This is a genomic window from Streptomyces sp. HUAS TT11, assembly GCF_051553595.1.
Classification (GTDB): Bacteria; Actinomycetota; Actinomycetes; order Streptomycetales; family Streptomycetaceae; genus Streptomyces.
In genome coordinates, this window is record NZ_CP196184.1 from 356,090 (window position 1) to 382,718 (window position 26,629).

The window sequence follows — 26,629 nt, forward strand, 5'->3', positions numbered from 1 at the left end:
AAACCCGCGCAGGTCACGTACGACCGCTGGTGCCCACCCGAGCGTCCTCACCTGCGGCCCGACCGCTGATCAGCCGGACGAAGTGACACGGCTCGGAGTATCCCGAAGCTACGTCACAGGACGGCAGAGCCCCTCGAGGAGGAAGTTCACCGCAGAGCCACGAGGCCAGTGGCTCAGCGGGGCGCAGAGGATCGCGCCGAATGTCACACAAACCCCGTGCCCGGGCTGGGATTGTGTGCCGCCGACACCCGTCCGTCAGCGGGGTCGTCCGCTTCCGTCTGCCGTGGAGACTGCGCAACCCGGGAGGCGCAGTTCCGGACCGTTCCGGGGATGCGGACTCGGCGCAGGCGAGCAGGGGCATCGGCGCTTTGCGATCGCTTCACGGCTTCTCCCGTCAGTGCGTCGACGTCCAGGTGCGCTGCGGGGGCAGCGCAATCGGCTCGGCGCGAGGTCGGTGTGAAGGTGGAACCAGGAGTGATCACAGCGTATTCCGCGACGCCAGGGACGGCATCGTGAGCGGACCACGAACGGTCAGCCCTGTCGTCCGCTCAGCCGGCGGGCGTGCGCGGGATACACACCGAGAATGCGCACTTCGGACGAGAAGAAGCGCAGTTCCTGCAGGGCGAGTTCGACTCGGGGGTCGTCGGGGTGCCCCTCGATCTCGGCGTAGAACCGGCTGGCGTTCAGTCCGGCGCCCATCTGGTAACTCTCGATCTTGGTGAGGTTGACGGCATTGCTGGCGAATCCGCCGAGCGCCTTGTACAGCGCACTGGGGATGTTGCGCACATTGAAGAAGAGGCTCGTCATGGTCGGCTCGGCCGCGGCCGGTGCCGGTGCGGCTTCCCGGGAGAGCACGACGAATCGCGTGGTGTTGTCGGGGTCGTCCTCGACCCCGGACCGCAGCACGTCCAGACCGAACAGGCCCGCAGCGGCGGGTGGAGCAAGCGCCGCGTGCCGGGGATCACCAAGCTCCGCCACCTCGCGGGCCGCCCCTGCCGTGTCGTCGCTGACGAGGGTGCGCCAGCCGCCCTCGCGCAGCACCTTGCGGCACTGTCCCAGCGCGTGCACGTGGCTGCGTACGACCTCGATCTGGTCGAGCGATGTGCCGGCCACCCCCATCAGGTCGAAACGGATGGCCAGGAAGTACTCGGCGATGATGAAGAGCCTCGACTCCGGCAGCAGGTGGTGCACGTCCGCGACGCGTCCGGCCGCGGAATTGTCCACCGGGATGACCGCGACGTCGGCGGCGTCCAGGGTGACTGCCTCGAGAGCCTGTTCGAAACTGGTGAACGGCAGCTCTCGGCACGCGGGAAACAACGTTCGCGCGACGGTCGAGGAGTTCGAGCCGGGTTCACCCTGATAAGCAACGGTCGTCACCGTGTTTGAGCCTTCCGCGTGGGGATGTCGCTGTGGCGTGGCATGAGTTCCACAGCGAACCGCATGCACTGCAGTATGGGCGAGGTGTCCTCTACCAGGCGAACCAAGGGGTGCCCGTCGTGGCGGGCGGGCAGCGGGAGCGCCTGTTCGTATGTGGCCGCTACCACATGGCGGGCCACCTGACCGGCCCGCTCGAGATGTACTGCTGCGGGTGTCTCCGTGAACGGCCGGGCGTTGACTCCTTCCGCCTCCGGTATCCCGTGCAGTGCCGCGGCCAGGGCCGAGCGCTCGTCGTGCAGTACGGCGTCCAGTTCGGCCGCCGAGGCGGCCGGGGCTCGGCCCGCCGGGATGACGGCGGGCTCGCAGGACGGATCGAGCGCGGCAAGGGCTTCGGTGAGGCGACGGGCCGCACCGAGCGCCATGGCTGTGACGGCTGTGCGGAAAAAGCCCCCGTCGCTGGGCTCCAGGCCCGTTCCCGTCGTATGGGTGGCGAGCCCGGCCGGAATGTAGAAGTCGGTCAGCTCGAACGCGGATGTGGATACAGGCGTCCCGTCCGTCACGCGGAGCGCCTTCGCCGCGACCACGAACAGGTCCGGTTCGCGCTTCGACGTGCCCGCCGCTCCGCGCTGCCGATCGGGGACGACGGACACCACCAGCCACTCGGGGCGTGCTCCCGGGGGCCGGTGCCACCGTCCGGACAGCGAGAAGCCTCCGGGCACACGTCGGACAACGGAACCGACGCCGGCATCGTCAGCGGAAAGAGAGGGGCCGAGGGGCGCGGCCCAGTTCCATGTGCCGGTGAAGGTGCTCCAGGCCACTGCGGGGTCCTCGTGGCCGGCGAGTTCGAAGCATTCGAGCACGCGTGGCAGACCCGATCCCGGTCCGACCGTGCACGAAAGGCCATCCTGTGTGGCCGTCGTCGTATCTCTGGTCAGCTCGCTCACCGTTTCACAACCCGTTCCCGCGTCGCAGGCCATCGTCCAGCTCTTGGGCATGTCTTTCGGCGGGGCGACTGCCGCCGCAGCGACCGTGACACCCCGCGCGAGTGCTTCGTGCGGGCGGCGCCCAGGCCACCCCACCAGCATATGGTCTAAACCACTTGCATTATGTGTGCGCCACGGATGAACGATCATGCGGGGCGGCCACAGGCCGTTCCCGACCCGTCCGCCGCAATGGCGCAGACCTGGACGCACACCGGTCAGTCGGAGTACCGGATGCGGTGGCACAGGGCCGGTAGCTCCCCCGAGGCGAGGCGCGGCATCACCTCGGGCAGTTCCTCGAAGCCACTCTCGCCGGTGATCAGGGCGCCCAGGGCCGGATCGGCGAGCAGGTCGAGGGCGAGGACGAGCCGGTCCGCGTACGTACGGCTGGCGCGGGCCGGAGAGACGGTGCCTACCTGGCTGCTTCGGATGGACAGCCGGCGCGAGTGGAAAGCCTCCCCGAGCGGCAGCATGACGCGTCGGTCGCCGTACCAGCTCAAGTCCACGACTGTGCCCTCGGGCCGCAGCAGTTCCAAGGCGCGAGCAAGGCCCTGCTCGGTGGCGCTGGCGTGCACCACCAGGTCGCAGTCACCCAGTGCGTCGCCGGGGGAGGCGAAGTCGGCGCCAAGTGCCGCGGCGATCTCGGCCCGCGCGGGATCGCTGTCGACCAGTTGCAGCCGCACTCCGGGGAAGCGGGCCAGCAGGGCTGCCACGGAGCAGCCGACCATCCCGCCGCCGACCACGGCAATCCGGTCGCCGATGAGCGGAGCGGCGTCCCACAGCGCGTTCACGGCGGTCTCCACCGTTCCCGCGAGGACCGCTCGTGACCCCGGCACGCCGACGGGTACCGGGGTCACGCTGCTCGCCGGGACAACGTAGCGACTCTGATGCGGGTACAGGCAGAACACCGTACGGCCGGCAAGCTCAGCGGGACCTTCCTCCACGACCCCGACGCTGAGATAGCCGTACTTGACCGGACCCGGAAACTCGCCCTCCTGGAAAGGGGCACGCATGGCCTGGTGCTGGCTGCGCGGCACACCGCCGCGGAACACCAGCGTCTCGGTGCCACGGCTCACCCCGGACCACAGCGCACGCACCATCACCTCGCCCTCTCCGGGTTCCGGCAGGCGCACGTCACGTATCTCACCTCGACCCGGCGAGCGGAGCCAGAACGCGCGGGCGGAGCGGTCCATCGTCGTCCTCCTGAACGATCGGGAAAGCAGTCTTCGACACACCTGAGACATGTCGAAGGTGTCTCTGCCGACATGTGTTTCGGCAACAGAAATTACCGCACTCCACGATCACTCTGCCCGGCGTCCTCCAGATGAGGTCGGACAGTGATTGAACAAGCACATCGTCACCAGTTTGACCGGTGACGATTGCTGTGGAACAGTCATCACGCATTCGCACAGCAGCCATGCCGGAGAAGATCCGGCGGAAGCGCCCGCGCTCGGCAGATGGCCTTCACATCCGGATGACGGAGGAATCCTCATGATCAACAGGCGCACCTTCAACAAGGCCATGGGCCTGGGCACGGGCGCGGCCGCGGTTTCCCTGGCCGGTTTCCAGGCGAACGCGAAGGCCTCCCCCGCCCACCATCACGGCGGCACTCCGACGCCGACCGTCCCCGCGGTATCTCCGGGTACCCACACCTCCTTCGCCCGGCTGAAGCAGGTCAAGGCCGGTGTGCTGGACGTCGGTTACGCCGAGGACGGACCCGCGCACGGACCCGTCGTCATCTGCCTGCACGGCTGGCCCTACGACATCCACAGCTACGCCGATGTCGCCCCCCTGCTCGCTGCGCAGGGCTATCGCGTCATCGTGCCCTTCCTCCGTGGCCACGGCACGACGCGCTTCCTCTCCTCCCGGACGTTCCGCAACGCCCAGCAGTCGGCGGTCGCGCTGGACATCATCGCCCTGATGGACGCCCTCAAAATCGACAAGGCCCTTCTCGCCGGCTTCGACTGGGGCTCGCGTACCGCCGACATCATCGCCGCGCTGTGGCCCGAGCGCGTCAAGGGACTGGTGTCCGTGAGCGGTTACCTCATCACCAACGTCGAGGCGCAAAAGAAGCCCCTGCCTCCGGCCGCGGAGCACACCTGGTGGTACCAGTACTACTTCGCCACCGAGCGGGGCCGTCTCGCTATGGAGGACAAGACCGACCGGCACGACCTGTGCCGGCTCGTCTGGGACACCGTCTCCCCGACCTGGCACTTCGACGACGCCACGTTCGAACGAACGGCCGCCGCGTTCGAGAACCCCGACTACGCGGCCATCGTGATCCACAACTACCGCTGGCGACTGGGCCTCGCCGACGGGGAGCGCCGCTACGACCGTTACGAAAGGCGGCTCGCCACCCGTCCCGTCATCGACGTGCCGACGATCACGCTGGACCCGGAACGCGACCCCTTCACCGTTCCCGGCGACGGCGCCTCGTACCGCGATCGGTTCACCGGCAGGTACGCACACCGCACACTCATCGGCATCGGCCACAACCTCCCGCAGGAGGCACCCACCGCCTTCGCCCAGGCGGTCGTCGACGTGGATCACTTCTGAGATCGCCTTGGGACGGACCCCGCCGTTCGGCGGGTGAGCGACCGGCCACATATGCGTCACCTATTGAATGGGTGACGCATATGTATTTCCGTCACCGTCGTCCAGATCCCGCTGCGAGCAGCCGACCCCCGCTCAGGCGTCCGTACAACGTTGGTCCGGCCTCGGCAGTCGGCGCGAGTCCCGCGACCACCTGGTGGTCGCGGGACTCGCGGTGGGCGCTTCGTCGCCCGCAGTCGGTCTGTCCGTATCGGCGGACCGCGCGTATTCGTCCCGTGCGATCCGTGCGCACCTACGCGGGCGAGGGATCTGTGCCGTCATTCCCCAGCCGTCCGACCAAGTCGGGCACCGGGTGCGGCGAGGACGTGCCGGTGGCCGCCCACCCGCTGTCGATGTCCAGTCGTGCAAGCAGCGTATAGCGGTTGAACCGTGCATCAGCACGGCTAAAAGCAGTGGCGTGGTCTGGCCATGCGGACGGACAAGCTCGCTCTCACCTACCGGGCAGCGCTTCACCTTGCCGCCGTCTTCATCTGGGTACGGCGGTGGGCTGGCGGCTGAAACTACAGGCCCAGGCTCGTGACGAAGGCAGAGAAGGCAGGTGCTACGACCCGCCATCGGCGCAGACCGGGGTTCGTCCAGAAGACACTACCGACAACGCGTGGGTTTGAGTGGTCGGTGCGGTAGTCGAGCGCCAAGGCACCGTCATCACCGGGATTGCGAGTGATGGCGATCAGCACCGCCTGATCGGCCTCGAGCCACGGCAGTTCAAGTGGCGCGGCCGCATGACATCCGCGCCCCACGCTGAAGAAGTCGGAGTGCGGATCGGCGGCGAAACGACTCGCGGCGGCGAGGCGTCACCACACACCTCGCCGCCGCTCCCGGTGACGAAAACGTCAGTCGCGCCGGGCGACTTGGTAGTGAGCGATGTACCACTCCCCGTCGAGGCGCCGGAGCACGACGCCAAGGGTGACCGGGATCGTCGGCCGGTCGGCAAAGGAGAAATCGACGCTCAGGTACCCGAGCAGGACGTCCTCGGCGAGCGACCGGACTTCGAGCACCTCGTAGACCGCCATGAGCCCGAGGGGCTGGGAGTCGTAATACTCCGCGACCCCGGCACGTCCGACGCTGTAGGGACGAAGCCCCTGGAAGACCGCGTCCTCGGTGAAACACGCCGCCACCTGCTGTGGTTCGTGTGCATCGACCGCGGCTTTCCATCGGTCCATGACGTTCCGCAGGACGGCTCGCTGTGTTTCCGTGCTCTCCACCAACAGTTCCTCCACTCGTAAATCGCGCCGACAGCTCAGCTCGTACGGCCCGGGTCGTTGGGGTGCGACTGCAGGGGCGTGACCACCGCGGTCATCCAAGGCCACAGGGGCAGACTGCCGAGGACCTTCTCCCGCAGCTCCGACTCGTCGTCGGCGAGCCACACACCGATGCTGCGCAACTCTCCGACGGGACGCCACAGCCTGAACAAGTGCCCCTGGGCGACGAGTTCCTTGGCCCGGACGGCCTCGGCGGCCCGGCGTCGGTCAACCTCTGCCTGATCGGTACCCTCCGGCACGGTGGTAGTGATCTCGACCAGGAATTCCTTCATGATTTCTTCCCTTTGGGATCGGTCCGGGGACGAGGACTTCACCACCGTCCCCGAGATGCCGCTTCTTTTGATGCCCCGTGAGTCGATTCCGGCTGAGGCATACATGATCGGCCTATCATCGTTCGCCGGCGAGGGGTCGCCGGCATCGGGGCGTCCGGCAAGGACGCCCGAGACGGTCAGGCGGCGGACTTCACCACGCCGGCGATCCTGACGACTCGCTCGGCCTGTATGCGCGCGGCCTTGCGCGTGACCTCGTCCACAGGGTTGGCGCCCTGGCCGTCCACGTGGGAAGTGCCGTAGGGGTTGCCGTCCACGAACTTGTGCGGGTCCGTGAAGCCAGGAGTGATCGTGATGCCACCGAAGTGGTGGATCGAGTTGTACAGGGCGAGCAGGGTCGCCTCCTGTCCGGCGTGCGCCGTCGCAGTGGACACGAAGCCACTGTAGACCTTGTCCACCAGCCGGCCCTCGGCCCAGAGCCCGCCCAGAGTGTCGATGAACTGCTTCAACTGCGCGGAGACGTTGCCGAATCGGGTCGGCGTACCGAACAGGACCGCGTCGGCCCACTCGACATCCTCGGGAGTGGCCTCCGGGATTTCCGCGATGGCTGCATGATGGGCGGCCCACGCGGGGTTGGACTCGATCGCGGCACGCGGAGCGAGCTCGGCGACCTTCAGCAGTCGCACCTCGGCACCGGCCTTGACGCCGGCGTCGTGAAGCTCCTTCGCGATCTCGGTGATCGTTCCGGTGGACGAGTAGTGAATGATCGCAAGCTTGACAGGAGTGGCCACAACAGGCCTCCGTTTCCATGGGAGGGTTTTGCGAGAGGTCGAAGTAGACGACCGGTCGCCTAAGCTAGATGACCGGTCGACTGGAGTCAAACACGACGGATGGACGCGACACACGGCATCGTGCGTATGTCGAAGACCCGCTGCGGATGGACCGCGCAGAAGCCGCACACGAAGCCACTGCCCACGTCGCCGCGACCTGGGCCCCCGCCAACGCGGTGTGTCTGCTCGACGCAGTACGCCCGAAGCCGCCGACACGGTACAGACAGACGTGTGAGCGAGGTGGCGGCCGGCCGAGCCAAAGAGCTACATGGCGCTCTTCTCGCTCACGGGAGAGGCGGTCGCAGGGCGAGTTGCCGGAACCGCAGGGGATGAACCTAGCCCCTTCGCATCTTATGCGGCATATATCGGGGTAGCTGTGAGAAGCCGCACACCCTCCACGTGTACCGCTTCAGCGGGCCGATACGTGTGTGCCTCGAATCTCCACGGGCTCAAACACAAGGCGACCAAACACATGATGGCACCCCATCACAAAGGTCAGCACTCCCCTCCGTCGCCCCGGCACCTCAACAGCCTCATGGGGCATCCCCATTGCGGCGTGCCCCCGGTTCACGCGGTACGGCGACCCCGACAGCAGGCCGTGCACCAGACCCGCCACGCACCGAGTCCTTCCAGGGGGAAGGCAGACTTCTTGGAGTCGACCGAGGGCGGCACCAGGCGCTCTGCTTCGCTCGCGCGGTCATGCATTCACCTTCGCCATACTGCCTGACGGGGAATACCAGCTGACCATTTTTACTGATTCGCCCAGGTATAGAACCTGCCGGTCGGCTGTGCCCGCTTCCGCTTGGTGCCGGTGAGGGCCTTCGACGTCCGTGCTCCAAGGCACGCAGCACTCACCCTCCTCCTTGTCGCCTTCCTTCGTCCAAGCCGCCTCGGCCCGCGTTCGGCTCCGGACGGTGGTCCGCCGACTTCCCACGGCAGCGACTGTCCGCGGTGCAGGTCTCACTCCGTCGACGCAGCCGTGCCCCCGCCCTGGGACGTGCTCCGATGCGGTGGTCATCGGCGCGCCGCCGCGAGTGAGGACCCCGCCCGGCGGCGTATGTCGAGCAGCCTCTCGGACCTATTCGGAATACCTTGAGAGATGGCGGCTGTGACCGCCGCACACGGTGCACGAGCCCGGTCGCCAACGGATGTTGGCGATTTGACGACCGGTCGTCTGCGTTCAGGCCCGGTCGGCGCGAACGTCGAGCTGAAGCCCCTCTTGGAGAGTCATCATGAGCACCCCCGAAAAGAAGGTCGCCGTCATCACCGGTGCGTCTCAGGGCATCGGTGCCGGCCTTGTCGACGCCTACCGCAAGCTGGGGTACGCCGTCGTCGCCACCTCGCGAAGCATCACCCCCTCGCAGGATCCGGATCTCGTCACCGTCCAGGGAGACATCTCCGACCCCGCCACTGCCGAGCGCGTGGCGAGCACCGCGGTCGAGCACTTCGGCCGTATCGACGCGCTGGTCAACAATGCCGGCATCTTCGTGGCCAAGCCCTTCCACGAGTACACCCAGGCGGACTACGACGCCGTGACGGGTGTGAACCTGAGCGGCTTCTTCCGCATCACCCAGCTCGCGGTGCAGCGCATGCTCGAACAGGGTGGCGGCCACGTCGTGCAGATCACCACGAGCCTGGTGGATCACGCCAGCTCCCAGGTACCCTCCGTCCTGGCCTCGCTGACAAAGGGCGGACTGCAGTCCGCGACCAAGGGCCTGGCCATCGAGTACGCCACCCGCGGTATCCGAAGCAACGCCGTCGCGCTGGGTACCATCAAGACGCCGATGCATGCGAAGGAGCACCACGAAAACCTCGCTGCTCTCCACCCGGTCGGCCGGCTCGGCGAGGTGAGCGACGTCGTGGACGCGGTGGTCTACCTGGAGAATGCTCCCTTCGTCACCGGAGAGATCCTGCACGTCGACGGCGGCCAGAGCGCCGGACACTGACTCCGCTTTTACGCCCGGGGCAACGCGACGTGCGGTGTCCCGGGCGTTCGCACGTGCCCGGTCCGCAGCACTCGGCCCCGACCGGGAACAGCGCGTGTCACTCCCGCCCGCGTGGCCGATTACGCCCCAACCGGCGGCGAAGGTGCCGGGCGCGGTTGTTGCTGAACACACGTATGACGCCGACAAGCCGGGCGGAGGCTTGAAATGTTACATAGGTCGGGTCCAGCGACAGCAGGCATCGATACGGCAAGGGGCACTGACGGCCATGGAGGGCGAACCGCAGCACCTGCCTATCAGACCGCCCGGCGCTGCCACAGGCCCCTGGACTTGGCCTCTGGCGCAGCGACTTACGAAAATCATCGAGACCCCGAAGGCCAGTGACCGACTGGGTTTGGGTATGGTCCTCGCAGTGGCGCACCCGGTGCACGTGTCTCCGTCTCGTCGCACTCACCGGAGCGAGGGACACCCCTTCGCCGGTGTATCGCGGCCATCTTGTCGGCGACGCACAGCAGGAGTGGTCACTCCCAGCCGGTGAGCAGCTACGATGCCGGACCGGCATGGATGACGAGCCGAAGACATTTCCCGTCAGCCGTCGACATGATTAGCGTGCTGGAGTCCGAAACGATGATGCGTCTGTGAGGGTGGCAATGACGAGCACGGAGCTGTCCCGCCAGGACTGCGCGGTCACCGTACTGGGCGGCCCCACGGCTGTGATCGACATGGGTGGCCTACGTCTCGTCAGCGATCCGACCTTCGACGACCCCGGCCCACACGGCTACCTGACCAAAACCGCAGGGCCGGCTGTCGGCGAGAGTGCGCTGGGCTCCGTCGACCTGGTGCTCGTCAGCCACGACCAGCACCCGGACAATCTGGATGATCAAGGGCGTACGTTCGCCGAGTCCGCACCGCTGGTCATCGCCGGGCCCCTCTCCGCTGCGCGGCTCGGCGAGCGGGCCGTCGGCCTGCCCTCGTGGACCAGCCACTCCGTGCCCCGTCCGGATGGCGGTGGCGACCTCACCGTCCTCGCAGTTCCGGCGGTGCATGGTCCTGAGGACGGGGAACGTGACGCTGATGGCAACGTGAATTGCGAGGTCAGCGGTTTCGTTCTGTCGGGGGAAGGGCTTCCCACGGTCTACATCAGCGGTGACAACGCCTCCATCCGTACGGTGACGGAAGTGTCCCGTCGCGTACCGGGCATCAGCGCCGCCCTGCTGCATGCCGGAGCTGCTCGCGTACCGACGAAGTTCGACGGTCGGCCTTTGTCCATGGACAGCCGACGTGCAGCGGCCGCAGCCGCGGTCTTGGACGCAAAGGTGGTCGTGCCTGCGCATTACGACGGTTGGATGCACTTCTCCGAGGGGCTCGGCGATCTGCAATCGGCCTTCCACGAAGCCGGGCTCTCGTCACTCCTACGCGTCGCGCCGCATGGATCCTGGGTGTCCTTGCGTCTGTGACACAGCGCGTCCGGGGGCGCACTTCGGCCGGCGTGTCGCTTGGCACGCCGCCTTGACGGCAGCCTGACTCACCAATTTACTTGACACTACAATTATGGTGCTGTCTGTCATCAGTCAGCACAAGTCAGACTCTTCGCTGTCAGTGCATTCGAGAAGCCGGTCCATGATCAACCAAAACCCTGCGCCGGCAGGGGCACGCCCGATCACCCCCGCATCGGATGTGCCGGGCAACGTGGTCAACGACGTCCACGGCAGGCTCGGCGGACCGCAGGCTCCCGGTCCGCGTCTTCGCGGCCAAAGGGTCCTCGACCTCGAGTCCGGGCTCGACCGTACAAACGGGCTCGGGGGGCACTCCGTGGTCCGCCGCACACAACGATCCCTCGCGGCACGACCGTGCGCGGCAACAGTGACCGGTCCGTTCGCATGCTCGTGAGCGGCGACGTAGCGGCGACGGTGCACTCGGAGGACAGCGCGGTGATACGTGAGGAATGACAGCGGCAACATGGACGCGGCAGTGCAGTACTCGATCCTCGGCACCGTGCGTGTGCTGCGGGGGGATACCGAGCTCGACCTGGGCCCTCCTAAAAGGCTGGCCCTGCTCTCCCTTCTGCTGCTGCGTGCACCGGGTCCCGTCCCAGTGAGCCAGGCCTTCGACGTCCTGTGGGACGACGAGCCGCCGGCCAGCGCCGTCAACGTCGTGCACCGGCACATCGGCGCCCTGCGGAAAATGCTCGAACCAGGACTGCGCAGCCGAACCAACGCAGAGCACCTCGCCCGCTCGGCAGACGGATACCGCCTTCTGGTCGACACCTCAACCTCCGATCTCCTGCGTTTTCGCGACCTCCGCGCCCAGGCGCAACTCGCGGTCAAAGCAGGAGATGCCGAGCGAGCGGCCCAGGAGTACATCCAGGCCCTTCGTCTGTGGCGCAGCCCCGTCGTCGCGGACGGCACCTCTGTCGCCCGGCACCCGGTCTTCACCTCGGTGGGACACGAATTCGTGGCGACGGTCAAAGAGGCCACCGACATCGTTCTCGCCTCCGCACCGGCACTGACGGAGGAGGTACTGGCCGCCCTGCGGAGCGCCGTTGACCGTCATCCCTTCGACGAGGCCCTGCACTCGCGGATCATCGGCGCTCTTGCCGCCGGCGGGCGGCAGGCCGAGGCCTTGCAGCAGTTCGAGATCGTCCGCCGCACCCTGGCCGACGAACTCGGCGTCGAACCGGGTCCGGGCCTGCGCGCGGCCCGACGACGATTGCTGCAACAGAGGCTCCGCCAGGACACCGACAGACCGACCGCTCGACATGCCGAGGCCGGCCGTACGTTTCAGCCGGCTCACCTGCCGCCCGCCCCCGTGCCCTTCGTCGACCGCCAGGAGGCACTGAACCGGTACCGCGAACTCCGGCCTCTGGAGGACGGGAGCCACTCCCCCGCAACGGCCGTCGTACTGTGCGGCATGGCAGGGGTCGGCAAGACGACCCTTGCGGTGCACTGGGCCCACCAGGCTGCCGACCGCTTCCCCGACGGACAGATATACGTGGACCTCCAGGGACACCACTCCTCGCGGCCTCCCCTCGACCCGAGCGAGGCCATGAACATCGTGCTCGACGCACTCGGTGTCACCCGCAACGAGGCGGCCGACGCCCCCGCACTCCACGTCGCCTACCGCACTGCACTGGCCGGGCGACGGCTACTTGTCATCCTCGATGACGCGCAGGACTGCGAGCAGGTACGCCCGCTGCTGCCTGCCGCCCCGGGCTGTCTCGCCATCATCACCAGCCGCCGCCGGCTGGAGGGTTTGACCGTCACCCACAACGCCCAGATCATCACGCTGAACCCGATGACTCGGCAGGAGGGCCTCCAGTTTCTCGAACGTCGACTGGGACCGGCCCGAATCCGTGCCGAACGCGCCGCCGCTGCCGACATCGTCGAACTGTGCGGAGGACTGCCGCTGGCATTGGCCGTGGCCGGCGCTCGGGCCTCGTCACAACCGCGGTTCCCCCTCGACTCGCTCGCAGCCCAACTGCAGCATGCCCTCGTAGCGTTGTCGAGCCAGGACACCCGCACAGACGCGCGCAGCGCGTTCCGCCTCAGTTATGAAGCGCTCAGCCCCGACGCGGCGACGCTGTTTCGGTTGCTCAGCCTCCACCCCTCGCGCGACATCACCCCCAGGGCGGCCGCCAGTCTGGCCGGCACAGATCTGCGCACAACACTGGAGCACATAGCCGAACTGGCCGATCACCATCTGCTCGTCGAGCTGCTCCCCGGGCGGTACACGTGCCACGATCTGCTCCGCGCCTATGCTGCGGAAATGAGCTCGGTGCTGGACGCGGCCGGCGTTCAGGGCCAGGCACGCGCCAGGATGTTCGAGCACTACTTGTACAGCGCCGAGGCCGCGACCGCCCTGCTCGCCCCCCATCGCAGCGAGGTGATCCTGCCGCCGCCGCGTCCAGGTGTGCGTCCTCAGGAGTTCAGCAGTCCCGCCCAGGCCGCCGAGTGGATCATCGCTGAGCGGTATCTCCTGCCGGCCCTGGCCCAGGACGCGCGGCACTACCCTCACAGCGAGACGTTCCAGCAGCAGCTGACCTCCGCGCTGGAGATGTCCCTGCGGCCGGCCGACGTGTGAGACACAGGGGACGAAGCCCGCTGCCGGACGACCGCGCTCGCTGACGGCGGTTCCGTCGCTACGCCGTGCCGCGGAAGACACTGCGCGGCGGTGTCGCACAGTCGGTTCACGCAACCGCCTCGGCGCGGAACGCGCTACGAAGCTTGCGCAGGGCATTGTGCTGACGCGACTTCACCGTCCCTGCGGGGATGCCGAGGATGTCGGCCGTCTCTTTGATCGTGCGGTCACACAGGTAGAGGTGGACCAGCACCGCTCGGTGTTCTGGGGACAGCCGCCGCAGCGTGGGCTTGGCAACCATGGCGTGGTGTATCGCGTCGATGTGGTCGGTTCCCGAGGAAGGGTCGATGTACGTGCCTCCCACAACCTCCTTGCGTGTGTGGGGCTTTCGCACCCAGTCCACGATCAGGTGACGGGTGACGGTGAAGAGCCAGCCCTTCACCGACCCCTCCATCCCGAGCAGGCGATCCATGTTTCGCCATGCCCGAATGATCGTTTCCTGCACGATGTCCTCGGCAAGCCCGCGATCGCCCAGCATTTTTTCGGCGTACGAGACCAACCCGTCCCGGTGCTCTCTCATGATGGTCCCGAGCAGGTCCGAACAGGTGGTCGCGGTGGGGGGCGTAGCCATCGTCGTCTGAGCCGTCCTGGTTCTCTGTCATTGCGAGCCGAGGCCGGATGCGGCCTCGGCTCGCAATGTAGACAGACAGGGGTGCCCGAAAACTGCCGCCGTTGTGTCGCCGACGTGGTGCCTGTGTGACCCTGACGTCACCCGTCACACAGAGCGTTCGAAACTGGCCCAGGCGATGTGCGACTCATGCAGGGTCACCGCGATCTGAGTGAGGCCAAAGGCGCTCTCCCCCAGCGCGCCCCGGTGGATCCGGTCGACGAGACGGTCGGCGATCAACGCGGCCAGGAACTCTGTGGAGGTGTTCACCCCTTGGAACTCCTGCTGGTCGTCGAGATTTCGGTAGTTGAGATCTTCGATCACCGAGCGGAGCTCCGTGCTCGCCAGACCGATGTCGACGACGATGTTGTCCTTGTCCAACGCGTTCCGACGAAACGTGGCGTCCACGAGAAACGTTGCCCCATGTAGCTGCTGGGCAGGGCCGAAGACCTCTCCCTGGAAGCTGTGAGCGATCATCATGTGGTCACGGACGGTGATACCGAACACGGGACCTCTCTCCATGCTTTGTGCTGTCAGAACCCGCGCACACCGGTGAGGTGAGCCGTGACGGGCTCGGTCGAAGACCTGCGCGGACCGCTATCCGGCCGTTCGCGCACAGGTCGGGTGAGCCGGACATGCAGAGACACGTGTGAGCGTCGTCCCGCGTGGCAAACCGGCCGCTGTCCGACAGCCCCAGGATCAAGCCTGTCGGGAGGCAAGGAGCATACTCCTCGCTGCGGGCGGCAGAGGACGGTCCCAGCGGGTGGTGACAACCGCCTGTGCTTGGCAAACCGGGTGAACCTCGGAAGTCGCCAATTCGTGTCTCTGGTAAAGGGGCGACCAGCTCCACGAGGTCACCGCTTCCCGCCGGCGAAGGCATACCGCGAGGAATGTTCAGGACCGAGATGCAACCTTGGTGATCATGGTGAGCCACTCCGCACAAGAGTGACAGACCATCGCATTGCTGTGCTCAATACGTGCGGCGCACACCCGCTTGGTCTCCACACCACCGAAAGTCGGAAGAATATGCAGAAGGTCCTTCAAGAGGATGACGTCGTCCACATCGGCTACGACGTCTTCCAAGTCTCCGGCAACAACACCAACTGGGTGATCATCAAGGACGGCGACACCTGCACTCTTGTCGATACCGGCTATCCCGGCGATCACGACGCCTTGCTCGCATCCCTGGACGCCGTCGGGCTGTCCCCACGTTCCGTTGTCGCTGTCCTGGTCACTCACGCCCACAACGACCACATCGGATCGGCCGAGCGCCTACGCGTCGCCTACGACGTGCCTGTGCTCATGCATCTTGAAGAGGTCCCGCACGCCCGCCGGATCCATCTCAACCAGGTGTCAACCGGGCAGGTACTCGCTCGAGCATGGCGCCCAGGAGTAATCCCCTGGGCCGTACACGCCCTTCGAGTCGGGGGCAAGGCCCACGTCCCCGTTCTCGCCCCGCAAGCCTTGCCGGCGATGGACGCGCTCGACCTGCCTGGAGCGCCCGTTCCCATTCACACCCCCGGACACACCGCGGGGCACAGCGCCTACCACCTTCCGGACCGGGGCATTCTGATCACCGGCGATGCCCTGGTGACAGCTCACCCCACGTCCCGCCGGTCAGGGCCCCAGCTGCTGCGCGACATGTTCCACACCGACCGTAGCCGCGCCCTGGACGCGCTCGAAGCAATCGAGCTCGTGGACGCGGAGGTCATCGCGCCCGGCCACGGCCCGGCCTATCGGGGTCTGCCCAAGGAGGCTGTCGCACTGGTCCGGACCCGGGCGGAGAAGTAGCCACACGGGCTTCCGTCCGGTCGGCCCAAGCCTGTCTCGGGATCATCTGACCCGCAGGGGGAGGAACCGTCGCTCCGCATGCAGCCCCTGGACCTCGATGAGGTCCGAGGCCCCGCCGAAAACCCGCGATTGGTGCCGGCTCCAGATCGAGCGCAATCAACCTCGGCCCGAAGCCGGCACGCCGGGCACCGGCGCCGGCCTGCGTCGGCGCACATACGTGTTTCACACCACAATCCCCAGCGCCTGGGTCGTCCGAGGCCGATCTTGAAGACGCGTCGGGATACCGGTCGAGAGGTAGCGCTGGAACCCCTTCAAAACCGTGAGGACGCGGCACCCATCGTCGCCACACGCTGGATACCTGCACTGCAATGCCCGACGTCTCACGTGATGTCGTATGTACCCCGGGCATCCGACGACCACCGAGCGACTGCAGAAAGGTACTCCGAGACGCTCGCATGCGGCCGTTCCAGCAGCAGGGTCCGGTGCAGCGCTGGTTCCCCAAACGCTGACTGACCCGACGCCGACCGACGGGACCGCTCCCGACGACACCGTGCAGCCTGAATGTTTCCAGCCGCTCTTGTCGTTGGGAGCACTCTCAGCGGCTCGCTTCAGCATCATGCCCCCTACCTGCACCTAACGATCGTCCCAGGTGGTCTGCGTCGTATCCCTCCGTCATCCCACGTGCGCGTTTCCTCGCCCGCCACCTTCGCCTCCGCCGGGCTCCCCGCCTCCCCTCCTCGCGGGCTTCCGACCAGCGGAAGAACAGCCCGCGCCGCACATGACACCTGGCCCCACCCGCAACCACACCAACGATCACCCTCGCTGCGGACGTGTTCGGACGTCCGTTTGGCAGGGGGGCGCGCATATCTGGACATGCCTAGGTAGCATGCGCAGCGTCATTGATGAGAAGGAGTGAACGGTTGTGACCAGCCAATCAGCCGCCACGCTCCGGTCGCGGTACGTCGAGCAGGCCGCGTCGGATCTGGAAGAAAATCGCCGGCGACAGCGGGAACTGGCCGAGAAGGTCGCGATGTTGAAGCAGGAGGAAGCCCTGCTGGTGGACATCCTGACTCTCGCCGAACGGTACGACGGCTTGTCGGATCCGTCACGGCTGCCCGAGCAGGCACAGAGCGAACCCGCATCCGGGCAGGAAAGGCATGTGACCGACTCCGGCCCGCTGCCGTCCGGTGCGGCACCGCAGCGGCTGTCCGACGGGGACACGGCAAGGTCTGGCGCGAAGGGGAAGTCGCGTCAGCCCTTGCTCGGAGACATCCTGATCGACCTGCTGGGCACCCATGAAGAACCATGCCTGGCCAAGGAAGTCAGGGACGAACTCCTGGAGAAGCACCCGGACCGGGCTCCGACGCCCCAGGTGGTGCGGAACACTCTCGAGTCACTGGTCGCCAAGGGACGCGTCCGGCGGCACAGGCAGCAGCGGTCGGTGATGTACACGCTGCTCAAGCCAGAAGAGCCTGCCGCCTCCGGCGCGGATTCGGATGCCGGCTGACCGGACGGGATCGGTCTCCCACATGGATGTGCCCCTCGCGAGCCGGCTCGTGCGGGGCACATCGTCGCAGTGGAGTCACCCGCACAGCAATGTGCAGACACGTTTCCCGTCCACGTAAACATATTTACTTCGCTGCACAAGTACAAGGCGACCGGTCGCTTACTGCACAGTATTGCTCATCTCGCACACTTTATCTCCGGGACCGACTACGTCCGAGCGTCCATTTCAAGCTGCAAGGCAACGGAAAAGTACGTCCTCTCGTCTCCTGCGGCCAGGCCGGCCATTTACACTGTGCCCATGGCAGACGCGACGAAAATCCAGCCCCTCAATCGCGATGAGGAGGCCTTCCTACGAGCTCTCGGCAGAGTAATGGCACTCTTGCCCCGACTCGTCGATGCGGACATGCTTGAAGAACATTCGATTTCCAGTACCGAGTACACGGTCCTTTTCCAACTCTCAGAAGTGCCGCACAACCAGATGCGGATGAGTGAGCTCGCCAACGTGTGCGGGCTGTCCCTGAGCGGCATGACCAGAGTGGTGAACCGGCTGGAGTCCCAGTCGTTGGTGATACGGCAGAAGGCTCCCGATGATGGAAGGGCCTTGCTCGCCGTCCTCACCAGCGCCGGATGGACACTTCTGAAGCAATCGTGGCCCACCAACCTCGCGAGCGTGCGACGGCATATCTTCTCTCGCCTGGAAGGCTGTGACATCGCCGCAGCTGCAGAAGTGCTCCAGCGCATAGCGCCCGACTCGTAGTCAACTCATTGTCCGAGCGCTTGCGGATGTGCGGGTGCCTTCGTGGTCCCGTTGGGTACTCGGTCGGTGACGATCAGCTCTGGGGTGTGGTCCGCCGACGCAAGGGCATCAACCACACCTGGGCGGCCCTGCAATCGATTCACGCGGCCTGCCCGGACGGCGTCCCGATCTACGCGATCCTCGACAACCTGTCCGCGCACCTGAACTGGCGGATCCGCCGCTGGGCAGACGGGGACAAGGTCGCACTCTGCTTCACCCCGACCTACGCGTCCTGGGCCAACCCGATCAAGGCCCACTTCAGGCCCCCTGCGTCAGTTCACTCTCGCCAACTCGAACCACCCCAACCACACAGTCCAGACCCCGGCTCTGCGCGCCTACCGGCGCTGGCGCGACAAGACCGCGCCGCCCCGACATTCGCGGCGCCCACCGACGGTGAACGCGCCGGCATCCGCAGCGAGAAACACATCCGCTGGGGCGGCACACCCCTTCGGCTTTCAGCCTCCACCCGGCAAACTTCGGGTCACTGCGCTAGGAGCCTGTCTCAGTAACCAACGACACCCGCGACGTTTCGAGTATCCGCTGTGTCGTCACACGTCGTTCCCGGTGAGAGCCAGACGGACCCCGAGGCCGACCATCACCGTCCCGGACACTGCACCAATCGCGGACAGGCGGCGGGGCGACCCGCGAAACCAGCCACGCGCCGTTCCGGCGAGGAGCCCCCAGGCCGAGTCGGAAACCAGAGCGACAGCGGCGCAGACGATGCCGAGGAGCAGGAGTTGCAGCGTCACGTGCCCGGCTGAGCGGTTGACGAACTGGGGCAGCACGGCCGAGAAGATCAGGAAGCCCTTCGGATTGCTCACTCCGACAACGAAACCCTGCCAGGCGATGCGTCGTACGTTCGTGGGTGGCCGCTGCTGTGCGTCCGTGGCGGCCAGTTCCCCGCGATGCCGCCATGTCTGGACGCCGAGATAGACCAGGTACAGCGCGCCTGCGAACTTCAGCACCGAGAACACCACGATCGACTGCGCGACGACGGCTCCCCACCCGAAGGCCACCAGCACGGCCTGGATCAGCACCCCGCCGTTGTTACCCACCGCAGTGGCCAGCGCCGCCCTCCGCCCGAGTGTCACCCCGCGCCCGACCACAAACACCACGCTCGGCCCCGGCACAGCGATCAGCACAGCGACCACGGCGAGGAAGGCCCAGAAGTGCCCGATACCCAGCATGCCGTCAGGCTAGGAGCCCGAGTTGGTACGCGACAACCCCGCGTGGGTCCGGTGATCATTCCTGCGGGACGATCCCGCCATGCGTGATGCGAATGGCCTGTTCGAGACCGATCCGGTCGAGTAGAAGCGGTCGTAGGCTCGTCCAGCAGCGGTGAACAAGCGATTCAGGGCTTTCGACCCGCACCAGGTGCTGCTGCTAGCGCCGCCGCTGGACGACTGGCTGCCCGAGGACCACCTGGCCCGGTGCGTCGCGGACCTGGCCGACGACGTGCTCGACCTGTCGCCCGTCCTGGCGGTGCGGACTTCACCGAGAAGCGCGGGTTCCCACGCTGTGATCCGCGTTTGATGCTCCGCCTGCTCGTCTACGGCTACACCACCGGCGTCCGCTCCTCCCGGGCAATCGAGCGCCGTCTGGCCGACGACATCGCATTCCGGTTCCCGGCCGGCGGCCAGGAACCGGACTTCCGCCCGGCACGCCGGGACCAACCGGGCTCGCCGGCTGACCGGCCAGGCCCCAAACCCACGCCACGGGCCCGGCCGGCCGAACACCCGCCGGACAGGACCCAGCCACAGCTGCACGGATACCGACCAGACAGCCACGACCGATCCCATCGATCACGGCCAGCGGGCCGCTTGCTCGTTACTGAGAGACTCTCCTAGTCGTCGAACTCGAAGCCTGACGTCTGCGCACGGGCGACAATCTCGCGAACTGCGCTGGGGCTCGAGATCACGGGTTCAAGGGCGGCTTTGAGCCGCGCGAGGTCACTCGAGCTTCCGACCGCACAGAACATGCCGCCCTCGCTGTCGAAATCGAGGCGCTCAGCGATATCCGGCCAGGCGAACTGCACAAGCCCTTCCCAGAAGTACCCATTCGGCTCGTGCCCGGTGGCCACTACTGCAGCATCGGCGACCAGGTCACCGGCAGTGAGCGTCAGCGAGTGCTCGCCGTCGAAGTCATGCAGTGTGATGGTCACGGCGCGATCTTCCCACGCCCAGGGCAGAGGTCGCCCAACCCATCAACCCGCTTGACCACTCTCGATCCCGGTGATCCTTCCCGGTTCACAGCACTGGGTAGGCGTAGTGGTACTTATCGCAGCGAGTGGCCACCGCTCGCTGCTGCCTGAGCCGGTTGATGGTGCGCTCGACGGTGTTGCGCTTCTTGTAGCGCTCTGCGTCGAGGCCGGGCGGCCGCCCGCCTAGTGAGCTCCCGCGTAGGCGGGTGGCCTGGCTGTCGGTCTTCTCCGGGATCGTGTGCCCAATGTCCCGGCGCCGCAGTTGCTCGCGACAGGGCCCGTTGCCGTATGCCTTGCCGGCGCGACACTGCTCGGCTTCTTGCGGGGCTTGCCCGGCTCGAGCTTGGGGACGCGGATCTTCGCCAACAACGGCTGGAACGCCGTGTGGGTGTTCCCTGAACCGGGGTCAGCGCCGGCATGACCCGGCAGTCGACGCCATCTGCAGTGTGGTACCCGTCAGCCACGTCTGGATCAACGACGTACTCGGCATACCCGGCCGCCCCCTCCACGAGGACCGCCTCCTTCGCGAATTCGGGGCCGTCCGGGACTACGAACGCCAGGCCCCCAGCCCGCGTGGGCCAAGAGGCCCTGCCCGCAGGTTCCCAGCCGCCGCATCGCACGGCCCTGAGCTGTCGGCACACCAGTTGACAGCTTGACTGTTAACGACTTAACAGTTAGCTTCGAGGTATGGGCACACCCGGGAATACTTCCAGCGGTCCGCTTGAACAGCTCAAAGTGATCAATTGGGCTCAGATGCAGGCAGGGCAGGAGTGGATCCGCTCCCGGGGACTCAGTATGCAGCAGGCATTCGTGCTCGATTACCTCACTGACCATCCCGGGGCCATCCAGCGCGACATCGCACAGGCTACCCGGACGACTGCCGCAAATGTCTCCGGCGTCCTGCGCGGCCTCGAAGCGCGAGGTCTCGTCGAGCGCCGCTTCGAAGACGGTGATGAACGCAGTAAGCGTGTCTTCGCCACCGACGCCGGGATCGAGCTCATCTCCGGCCATGAGGAGGCGATGATCGCCGTGGACGAGTCGATCCTCGCGCCCCTCACCCCAGCGGAGCGAGCCACCCTTCAAGCACTCCTCAACAAGATCGCCGCCGATCTGCCGCACCTCGACCAGCTCTGACCCGCACGTCGAAGCCGCCAGAACCACACCCATCACGCATCGCGTCGGCAAGAGGCCGAAGCGCCCTCGAACCTGCCCGGACGAGCCCGCTCAACATGGAAAGGAGCGTCATCATGACGACACAAGCAGAAACGACACTGACCATGATTCGCGAGGTGTGCGCCCTCGGACGCGTCGAGTTCGACCGCCCGCACACTGCCGACGGCGACACCGCCGCCGGGCATGCACTCGTCCAGGGACTTCAGGCCATTGATTCAAGCGGCGAACCCAGCGACATCTCCCTGTCCCTTGACCTGCTGGCGCCCCGCGCCCCGTACTTCGACCAGCTCGTGTTGGACGCCATCGCGGCCGGAACCCGTCAGGTCGTCAACCTCGGCGCCGGCTACGACGACCGCGCACTACGGCTAAGACACTCCGGAGTGCAGTTCTTCGACTTGGACCTGCCTGACCTCATCACCGACAAGGCGCGGCGCCTCCAAGCCCTGGAAACGGACATCACCCGCGTCACCCTGGCCGCGGTGGACTTCGCGACCGACGACGTCGGCGACGTCCTCACCCGCGTCGGGCACGACGCCCAGAAGCCCACCCTCTTCATGGGCGAACACCTCGTCCTGTTCCTTCAGCCGAGCGACGTGGAACGACTGCTCGCCGGCGTCTCCAGCCGCGCCGCGCAGGGCAGCACCCTGGCTTTCACCGCCGAGGTGCACCCCGCCGGCCTCGACTCCGCGCTCGTCATCTCGACGGTGGACGACATGATGTTCGACGGCGCCGGCCCTCTGCACACCATCAAGACCCGCGACGCCTGGCTGACCCAGCTCAAGCAGCACGGCTGGCAGGTCAACAACGCCAACAAGGTGACCGCCGTCGACCACTTCGGACTGCCCATCGGCGACCAACCGGTCCAGATCCAGACACAGTTCCTCACCACAACAACAGCGTGACTCAGATAGGCACGCTGCATCACCATGATGCTCGACAGCCCACCACCAGAACTGCTCCCCGTCTCACTCAGGGAGCCGGGAGCAGGAGATTCTCCATGCCTGCCGGGCAACGACCTGGGCGGCCGTCTTCACCGGCGTGATGAACCCCCCTTAGGGACGTCCCCCATGCGCCTGCGGGATTCGTTGAAGGAGGTGCCTGCGTGGCTTGCCCCACGCTGATCCAGGGACGGGTTTCTGGCAGCGCCTGGAAGTCTTCCCACCGTCGGGAGCGGACCGAGGTGTTGCAAGTCGTCATGTGTTTCGGCCTGTGCGAAGCACTTCCCCCGCCGCGGAGGCGGGGGCGCTGACGTACGCGAGGTTACTTTTCCCGCATGCGCTGGTCGTACTCGACGTGGGGTTCGAGGCCCATGGCTGCCCGTCGTTCGTCGAGGTGCTCGGGGTCGGCGATCGGCTGGGGACGCAGACTCGTGCCGTCGGCCTCGTGGGTGTACTGGGTGCCGTACAACTGGGCCCGGCCGTCGGCAACCAGGACACGACCCGTCAGGTACGCGAGATGCCGAGGACGGGCGTCATCGACGGAGACTGCTCCCTGCAGCAGTCTCAGGGCCTTCCTCTGGAACGGCACATCCCGATCAGCGTGCTGGGCGAGCAACCATGCGTCCTCGGCCCCCTGCTCACCCACGAGGGAAAACCCTGGCCACCCGTACTCGGCGGTGATGGCCTTGAGCCATGCGGTGTTGGAGGCATCGATCTGCGGAAGGTCTCCGGTCTCTCCCGTCGCCAGCCAGTGTTGCCTGGCCATCCGATCCGCTTCGGCCCGACAGCGCAGCTCGGTGGCGAGTTCACGGTTCACGGCATCCCCCGCAGCTCGTAAATCGGATAGGGCTGACGCAACTACAAGCCCCTGTTGGCTGGTCAGTCGGCAGCATAGGCCGGTACCGGCCTGCGGCAGGCAGTACGGCCGCTCCTCATGTGGGCACGTTCTGCGACATCACACGCCCCCTCAGGATCGGCACCGGGCGAGTCGGGATCGGGATGACTGCCTCACGTTCCGGGATACCACCCGCACGCCCAGGCGCTACGGCCGTGGGAACCAAAAGCCGCACCGGCGCGGCGACCGGAACCACAACCCGGACTGGTCCGAGCTTGTCCTTCAGTACTGCAAGCTCGAGCGTCGCTACCGGCCCACTTTTAAGCCGTCGACGACACCCGCGGCCTCAGCCCGGTGAATGGGCCTGTCCGGGACGGCTCGGAAGCCGTGCTCACATCGCCATCGCAAGATGATCTACCGTGAACGGGGGTCTTGGGAGAACCGTCAGGCGTGCAGGATGTGCACAGCGAGCAGCGTCTGCCAGGTCCAGCCGACAGTGAGTGAGATGCGCTGGATCAGTCCGCCGAGGTCGACCCAGCGTTGATGCTGGCTGAACGCGGCGCTTGCCAGCGCCATCGTCGTCGCGAAGAGCACACCGCTGACGACCGAATAGATCGCCCATCCGGGCGAGTTGGAGAAGGCGAATACGAAACACGCCACGGTCAGGGCAAGGAATCCGATGAGGGAGCACAGGTCGTGCAGAGACCCGGCGCGGGTGGGGCTCTGAGGCTGATCCGGAGTGCCGGGAGGATAACCGCTTACCGGGTCTGTTCGGCAGGCGCCTGCCCCCAGGAGAGCGACGGCCCAGACGCCGATCAGAAGTGCACCCCAGTGGGAAGGCCCAACATGCCACAGGCCCACAGCGAAGGCCAGCGACAGCAAGCCCGCGAAGAGGAAGTTGACGGTCTGAGCCCATCCAGCGCGACCGAGGGCGAGTGAACTGACGGGATGGCGGAGGGGTTTGTAGTCCAGTCGGGCAGCTCCTTCCAGCAAGTACGCGATGGTGAAGAGAGGGCCGGCGGCCATCCCACAGGCAAGCAGCAGTCGATTCCCCATCCCGTCAACATAGGTTGACAGGCTGGGGTTCGTCAACCCCAGTTGACACAAGAGGGATGCCTCCTGGGTCAGCGGCTCTGACCAGGTGGATGTGGTCTACCCGATCGGTACCTCGCCTCGCCCACCGCGACCGCGGTCACGGCACCACCCTCTACAGCGCTTACGTCGGCGTGCCGGGCCCGCATCACTTGCAGCTGCAGAGGGTAAGGATCAACACCGTAAACCGAACAGCCGCCGCGCACAGCCACTGCCGTCGTCCCGTGCTCGCCGACCGGGGCAGGGCACGGCGAGTGCGTCAAAGGTGCGGTACCCGTGGGTGGTGCTGCACCGAACGCCACGTCCATCGCCTGCCGAGGAGAGGCTCCGGTATCCGCACGCGGAAGCCCTGGGCTGAAGGTATCTCGACCCGCTCATGTCGGTGCAGGTCCTCGTGCTTGAATTCGTGGGGTTACGCGGCGAAGCCGATGTTGGTGACGTACTCGTACTGCCCCCACTGCGAGCCGAGGTCGATGATCTTCTCGACCCACGCGTCGTCCAGGCCTCGGTCGTCCCCGGCCGCCCACGCCTCCACAATGCGGTCCCAGTTCCGAACGTTGAGCGTGCGGAAGTCCACGACGCGCTGACGGGGCCGGACGACTTGCGACTGGTTGACCGGATGGATCTCCACCCTGGTACCGCGGCCCTCGCGGTTGAGGCGGACCAGCAGGTAGCGGGCAACGTTCTCCCGCCGCACGGCGCGATACGCCCGCTCGATCCACTCCAGGTTGGTGCGCGAGGGCGAGCGTTTACCCTCCAGCCAGGCCTTCAGAGTGCGGTCGGTGACCGTCAGGCCGGCCTCGCGGGCCGCTTGGCGGGCATGGTCGGTACGGGTGAGATAGCGCAGGCGGGCCAGCAGGCCACGGCGGGTGGTGGCGGGCGTGACGATGTAACCGCCGAGAGCATCCAATTGACGGGCGACGGCCTCGTAACCCTTGATGCCGCGGGCCCCATAGAGGCCGAACTGTTTATTCCGTTCAGGCATCGTCTCTTCCGGTCCTTGGAGTCACACAACACTCTACGGGCTTGGGACGGCCAGTTCACGATGAGGGCAGAACCGGCAGTCGGCCCCAGGGAGCACGTGGGGATGCAGCGACCCTCCGAGCCCAGCACTCCTTGGCGGCCCCATCAGTGTTGGGACCATTGGCACTTGACCACAAGGGCGAACATGCCCAACTCCAGGCGCTTGTAGAACGCATGGAGCCCAAAATACGTATCCCGGGTATCGATGCACACCCAGGATCGTCCCTTCGGTGCCGCCATACGGGCCATTCAGTCGATGAACCGTGTTCCGAGCCGTCGGCGGACGCTCCACGCGCAGGTACAGTGCTGCTTCGCGATGGACGCGCGGACCGTGATGCCCGTGGTCACCGACAGATGCGACGAAGCGCTGGACGTGCGCCGAGCCATCAGCCCCGACTCGCCGAATGAGCCCGGAGAGAAGCCCGAACTGGCACACCGCGGCAGACGATTGGCGCAAGCGGCCTGACTCAGAGCCCGGACGGCAGCGCAACGTGCCTCGCCCGGGCACTACTCGGCTCCAGCCTGAGGAGGTGGTCGTCAGACGCGCTTGCCCGCCGTGTCGCTGACCGCCTCGTTGCGGATGAGCTCCAGGACGTTGGGCGTGTTCTGCGTTGTGCGTACGTCGATGTACGCGTGCGACAGCCGGTCGTCGACGGCCTGCCGCAGCAGCTCGTGGGCGAGGTCGGGCCGTGCCGTGTACCGGCCGGGGAGACGTGACGCGCCGACCTGGTAGTCACTGACCACCGACGCGTCGAACAGGCCGCCGGGACGGACGACTGTCCAGTCCAGGTCGGTTCCGCGGACGATCGCCTCCATGCGCCGCATGTCGTCATAGACGGTGCGCCCCATGAATCGCATCACGAGTGGCTCCAGCACCTTCCTGAAGAAGAAGTTCTCGCCGGGTGCAGGTTCATCGAAGAGCACGGTCGAGGTCACAGCGACCAGACGGCGGACACCGTGCTTAACCATGCCCTCAGTGATGTGGGTGATGCCGGTGGAATACGTGGTCACCGGCTTCTTGCCGAACGGGACACCGAGCACGGAGATGACCGCGTCTTGCCCTGCCACCGCTCGCTCGACCGCGACGGGGTCGTACACGTCGCCCTCCGCTACCCGCAGCAACGGTCCTGTCAAGGGGAATGTCTCGGGGTGTCGTGTGACGACGGTGACTGTATGCCGTTCCGCACATGCCTGCTCGACGACCAGCCGTCCGGTAGGGCCGTTCGCTCCGAAAACAACGATGTTCACTGTTCTGCC

General features: G+C 66.5%; 24 protein-coding genes and 2 pseudogenes. 12 read left to right on the forward strand and 14 right to left on the reverse strand.

Translation table 11 applies throughout. The annotated features are described in order from the left end of the window. Positions 1-531: 531 nt before the first annotated feature. The 3 genes from ACSHXN_RS01825 to ACSHXN_RS01835 form a co-directional block, all read right to left on the reverse strand. Positions 532-1,377 carry a prephenate dehydratase gene (locus ACSHXN_RS01825; RefSeq protein ID WP_355136487.1) on the reverse strand — a complete coding sequence of 282 codons (846 nt, stop codon included), beginning with the start codon at positions 1,375-1,377 and terminating at the stop codon, positions 532-534. Next, complete coding sequence (locus ACSHXN_RS01830) at positions 1,374-2,237, reverse strand: hypothetical protein (protein WP_438302489.1); 864 nt, start codon at positions 2,235-2,237, stop codon at positions 1,374-1,376. Before ACSHXN_RS01830 ends, ACSHXN_RS01825 begins: the two co-directional genes overlap by 4 nt. A gap of 338 nt (positions 2,238-2,575) precedes the next feature. Beyond that, positions 2,576-3,550: a zinc-dependent alcohol dehydrogenase gene (locus ACSHXN_RS01835; RefSeq protein ID WP_356113837.1), complete on the reverse strand. Its 975-nt coding sequence runs from the start codon at positions 3,548-3,550 to the stop codon at positions 2,576-2,578. 298 nt (positions 3,551-3,848) lie between these two features. On the opposite strand from ACSHXN_RS01835, the gene ACSHXN_RS01840 reads away from it, so the two are divergent. Beyond that, complete coding sequence (locus ACSHXN_RS01840) at positions 3,849-4,913, forward strand: alpha/beta fold hydrolase (protein WP_355136491.1); 1,065 nt, start codon at positions 3,849-3,851, stop codon at positions 4,911-4,913. Positions 4,914-5,112: 199 nt separating this feature from the next. Beyond that, positions 5,113-5,468, forward strand: a pseudogene (locus ACSHXN_RS01845) (transposase); the annotation flags it as partial. A gap of 335 nt (positions 5,469-5,803) precedes the next feature. On the opposite strand, the gene ACSHXN_RS01850 reads toward ACSHXN_RS01845, so the two are convergent. From ACSHXN_RS01850 to wrbA, 3 genes are all read right to left on the reverse strand, one after another. Beyond that, entirely contained in the window at positions 5,804-6,175 is a 372-nt protein-coding gene (locus ACSHXN_RS01850) for a YybH family protein (RefSeq protein ID WP_383358350.1), read from the reverse strand. Between the two features lie 35 nt (positions 6,176-6,210). Then, positions 6,211-6,504: a muconolactone Delta-isomerase family protein gene (locus ACSHXN_RS01855; RefSeq protein WP_355136495.1), complete on the reverse strand. Its 294-nt coding sequence runs from the start codon at positions 6,502-6,504 to the stop codon at positions 6,211-6,213. Positions 6,505-6,680: 176 nt separating this feature from the next. Next, entirely contained in the window at positions 6,681-7,292 is a 612-nt protein-coding gene (wrbA, locus tag ACSHXN_RS01860) for an NAD(P)H:quinone oxidoreductase type IV (RefSeq protein ID WP_355136497.1), read from the reverse strand. Positions 7,293-8,563: 1,271 nt separating this feature from the next. On the opposite strand from wrbA, the gene ACSHXN_RS01865 reads away from it, so the two are divergent. From ACSHXN_RS01865 to ACSHXN_RS01875, 3 genes are all read left to right on the forward strand, one after another. Continuing rightward, positions 8,564-9,277: an SDR family NAD(P)-dependent oxidoreductase gene (locus ACSHXN_RS01865; protein WP_355136499.1), complete on the forward strand. Its 714-nt coding sequence runs from the start codon at positions 8,564-8,566 to the stop codon at positions 9,275-9,277. Between the two features lie 647 nt (positions 9,278-9,924). After that, positions 9,925-10,731, forward strand: coding sequence for an MBL fold metallo-hydrolase (locus ACSHXN_RS01870; protein ID WP_356113843.1), 807 nt, complete (start codon positions 9,925-9,927; stop codon positions 10,729-10,731). Between the two features lie 502 nt (positions 10,732-11,233). After that, positions 11,234-13,354, forward strand: coding sequence for an AfsR/SARP family transcriptional regulator (locus ACSHXN_RS01875; RefSeq protein ID WP_438302490.1), 2,121 nt, complete (start codon positions 11,234-11,236; stop codon positions 13,352-13,354). 106 nt (positions 13,355-13,460) lie between these two features. Here ACSHXN_RS01875 and ACSHXN_RS01880 read toward each other — a convergent pair whose 3' ends face one another. Then, entirely contained in the window at positions 13,461-13,982 is a 522-nt protein-coding gene (locus ACSHXN_RS01880; RefSeq protein ID WP_438302491.1) for a sigma-70 family RNA polymerase sigma factor, read from the reverse strand. A 144-nt stretch (positions 13,983-14,126) separates the two neighbouring features. Continuing rightward, positions 14,127-14,525 carry a 6-pyruvoyl trahydropterin synthase family protein gene (locus tag ACSHXN_RS01885; protein ID WP_438302492.1) on the reverse strand — a complete coding sequence of 133 codons (399 nt, stop codon included), beginning with the start codon at positions 14,523-14,525 and terminating at the stop codon, positions 14,127-14,129. Between the two features lie 519 nt (positions 14,526-15,044). On the opposite strand from ACSHXN_RS01885, the gene ACSHXN_RS01890 reads away from it, so the two are divergent. The 4 genes from ACSHXN_RS01890 (at position 15,045) to ACSHXN_RS01905 (ending at position 18,620) form a co-directional block, all read left to right on the forward strand. Continuing rightward, positions 15,045-15,809, forward strand: coding sequence for an MBL fold metallo-hydrolase (locus ACSHXN_RS01890; RefSeq protein WP_438302493.1), 765 nt, complete (start codon positions 15,045-15,047; stop codon positions 15,807-15,809). Positions 15,810-16,731: 922 nt separating this feature from the next. Next, a complete protein-coding gene (locus tag ACSHXN_RS01895; RefSeq protein ID WP_355136511.1) occupies positions 16,732-17,316 on the forward strand; it encodes a BlaI/MecI/CopY family transcriptional regulator in 585 nt (194 codons plus the stop codon). A gap of 297 nt (positions 17,317-17,613) precedes the next feature. Further along, positions 17,614-18,072: a MarR family winged helix-turn-helix transcriptional regulator gene (locus ACSHXN_RS01900; protein WP_355136512.1), complete on the forward strand. Its 459-nt coding sequence runs from the start codon at positions 17,614-17,616 to the stop codon at positions 18,070-18,072. A gap of 26 nt (positions 18,073-18,098) precedes the next feature. Beyond that, positions 18,099-18,620, forward strand: a complete 522-nt coding sequence (locus ACSHXN_RS01905) for a transposase (protein ID WP_438306413.1) — start codon at positions 18,099-18,101, stop codon at positions 18,618-18,620. Between the two features lie 39 nt (positions 18,621-18,659). Here ACSHXN_RS01905 and ACSHXN_RS01910 read toward each other — a convergent pair whose 3' ends face one another. Next, entirely contained in the window at positions 18,660-19,298 is a 639-nt protein-coding gene (locus tag ACSHXN_RS01910) for a LysE family translocator (protein WP_438302494.1), read from the reverse strand. A 151-nt stretch (positions 19,299-19,449) separates the two neighbouring features. Here ACSHXN_RS01910 and ACSHXN_RS01915 point away from each other — a divergent pair. Beyond that, positions 19,450-19,778, forward strand: a pseudogene (locus tag ACSHXN_RS01915) (transposase); the annotation flags it as partial. Between the two features lie 176 nt (positions 19,779-19,954). Here ACSHXN_RS01915 and ACSHXN_RS01920 read toward each other — a convergent pair. Beyond that, positions 19,955-20,272, reverse strand: coding sequence for an Imm51 family immunity protein (locus ACSHXN_RS01920; protein ID WP_355136514.1), 318 nt, complete (start codon positions 20,270-20,272; stop codon positions 19,955-19,957). Between the two features lie 726 nt (positions 20,273-20,998). Between ACSHXN_RS01920 and ACSHXN_RS01925 the strand changes: the two genes are divergently transcribed. Continuing rightward, on the forward strand, positions 20,999-21,445 hold the full coding sequence (locus ACSHXN_RS01925) for a MarR family winged helix-turn-helix transcriptional regulator (RefSeq protein ID WP_355136515.1): 447 nt from the start codon (positions 20,999-21,001) through the stop codon (positions 21,443-21,445). A 113-nt stretch (positions 21,446-21,558) separates the two neighbouring features. After that, on the forward strand, positions 21,559-22,386 hold the full coding sequence (locus ACSHXN_RS01930; protein WP_438302495.1) for a class I SAM-dependent methyltransferase: 828 nt from the start codon (positions 21,559-21,561) through the stop codon (positions 22,384-22,386). A gap of 358 nt (positions 22,387-22,744) precedes the next feature. Here the strand turns inward: ACSHXN_RS01930 and ACSHXN_RS01935 are convergent, their stop codons facing one another. The 4 genes from ACSHXN_RS01935 to ACSHXN_RS01950 form a co-directional block, all read right to left on the reverse strand. Further along, a complete protein-coding gene (locus ACSHXN_RS01935) occupies positions 22,745-23,239 on the reverse strand; it encodes a DUF6624 domain-containing protein (protein ID WP_438302496.1) in 495 nt (164 codons plus the stop codon). A gap of 462 nt (positions 23,240-23,701) precedes the next feature. Then, the gene (locus ACSHXN_RS01940) at positions 23,702-24,313 is read right to left on the reverse strand and encodes a DUF998 domain-containing protein (RefSeq protein WP_355136521.1); all 612 of its coding nucleotides are present in this window, start codon (positions 24,311-24,313) and stop codon (positions 23,702-23,704) included. 448 nt (positions 24,314-24,761) lie between these two features. Next, positions 24,762-25,334, reverse strand: a complete 573-nt coding sequence (locus tag ACSHXN_RS01945) for a transcriptional regulator (RefSeq protein ID WP_355136523.1) — start codon at positions 25,332-25,334, stop codon at positions 24,762-24,764. A 575-nt stretch (positions 25,335-25,909) separates the two neighbouring features. Continuing rightward, the gene (locus ACSHXN_RS01950; RefSeq protein WP_355136525.1) at positions 25,910-26,620 is read right to left on the reverse strand and encodes an NAD(P)-dependent oxidoreductase; all 711 of its coding nucleotides are present in this window, start codon (positions 26,618-26,620) and stop codon (positions 25,910-25,912) included. Positions 26,621-26,629: the final 9 nt, after the last annotated feature.